The sequence below is a fragment of the Streptomyces sp. CBMA123 genome, assembly GCF_014596465.1.
Lineage (GTDB): Bacteria > Actinomycetota > Actinomycetes > Streptomycetales > Streptomycetaceae > Kitasatospora.
Map to the genome: position 1 here is coordinate 1 of NZ_MECK01000451.1, position 1,992 is coordinate 1,992.

Sequence of the window (1,992 nt, forward strand, 5' to 3'; positions counted from 1 at the left end):
CCGACGGCGGTGGCGGGGAGGCCCGGGAGCGCCCGCAGCAGCAGCGAGCCGACCGAGGCGACCGGGCCGCCCGCCGCGTCGGCGACCTCGACCGCCACCGCGTCGTCACCGGAGGCGGACAGCCGCACTCGCACGACGGACGCCCCGGTGGCGTGCAGGCTGACGTCCTGCCAGGAGAACGGCACCCCACCGAGCCCCAGGAACGCGGTGGCGTGCAGTGCGGCGTCCAGCAGCGCCGGGTGGATCCCGAACGCGCCCGCCTCGCCGCTCACGCCCTCGTCGAGCGCGACCTCGGCGAACACGTCCTCGCCGCGCCGCCAGGCCGCGCGCAGGCCGCGGAAGGCCGGGCCGTAGCGGAAGCCCGCGGCGGCCAGCCGCCCGTCCAGGCCGTCCAGGTCCAGCGGTTCGGCACCGGCCGGCGGCCACACCGTGAACTCCTTGACGGTGGCCGGGTTCTCATCTGCCGTGAGGACACCGTCGGCGTGCTGCGTCCACGGGGCGTCCTCGTCGCCCTCGGGGCGGGCGTAGACGCCCACGGTGCGCCGCCCGCTCGTGTCGGCCCGCCCGGCCCACACCTGTACCTGGACGCCGCCCTGCTCGGGCAGCCCCAGCGGCGCGGTGAGCGTCAGTTCCTCGACGCGGTCGCAGCCGACCTCGCCGCCGGCGTGCACGGCGAGCTCCAGGAAGGCCGTACCGGGCAGCAGCACGGTGCCGTCGACGGTGTGGTCGGCCAGCCAGGGGTGGGTGCGCAGCGAGAGTCGGCCGGTCAGCAGCAGGCCGTCGGTGTTGGCGAGCGAGACGGCGGCGGCGAGCAGCGGGTGGTTGGCCGAGCCGAGCCCGGCGGCGCGGACGTCGCCGGTGCGGGCGAGCGCGCTCTTCGGCCAGTAGCGCCGGTGCTGGAACGCGTAGGTGGGCAGGTCGACGGGGCGGGCACCGGTGCCCGCGAAGTAGGCGTCCCAGCGCACCGGGACGCCCCGCACGTGCAGGCCGGCCAGGGCCTCGGTGAGCACCTCGGCCTCGTCGCGGCCGGGGCGCAGCGCGGCGAGGGCGCTGCGACCGTCGCCGGCCGGGTCGTCGAGGCCGGCCTGGGCGAGTGCGGCGAGGGCGCCGTCCGGGCCGAGTTCGAGGAACAGCCCGGTGCCGTGGCCGCCGAGCCAGGCGACGGCGTCGGCGAAGCGGACGGCCTGCCGGGCCTGGTCGGCCCAGTAGTCGGCGGAGGTGAGCTGCTCGACGGTGGCGAGCGTGCCCGTGAGCGTCGAGACGACCGGGATCGCGGGCGCCTGCGGGTTCAGTCCGGCGACGACGGCGCGGAACTCGTCGAGCATCGGGTCCATGAGGGGCGAGTGGAAGGCGTGCGAGACGCGCAACCGCCGCACCTTGCGGCCGAGTTCGGCGAAGTGCGCGGTGACGGCCTCGGCCGCCGCGCTCTCGCCCGCGACGACCACGGCCGTCGGCCCGTTGACGGCGGCCAGCGAGACGCCCTGGCCGAGCAGCGGGACGACCTCGGCCTCGCTCGCCTCCAGCGCGACCATGGCGCCACCGGTCGGCAGGGCCTGCATCAGCCGGGCCCGGGCGGAGACCAGCGCGCACGCGTCGGCGAGTGAGAACACCCCGGCCACGTGCGCGGCGGCGATCTCGCCGACCGAGTGGCCGGCCACGAAGTCCGGCCGCACGCCCCAGGACTCCAGCAGCCGGTACAGCGCGACCTCGACGGCGAACAGCGCGGGCTGGGCGTGGCCGGTGCGGTTCAGCGATTCCTCGGCGGCGCCCCACAGCACGCCGCGCAGCGGCGCGTCCGGCCGCCCGTCGAGCTCGCCGAGCACCTCGTCCAGCGCGGCAGCGAACACCGGGAAGCGGGCGGCCAGTCGGCGGCCCATGCCGAGGCGCTGCGAGCCCTGCCCGGCGAACAGGAAGGCGAGCTTGCCCCGGCCCTGGGTGGTGCCCAGCACCGCCCGGCCGTCGCCCTGCCCGTCCGCGAGCGCGGCGAGCGCG

1 protein-coding gene is annotated in these 1,992 nt (G+C 77.5%); it reads right to left on the reverse strand.

Annotation, left to right across the window (positions count from 1 at the left end; all coding sequences use genetic code 11):
• Nucleotides 1-1,992: acyltransferase domain-containing protein (locus BG452_RS33895; protein WP_188308187.1), on the reverse strand; the 1,992-nt coding region annotated here is incomplete at both ends.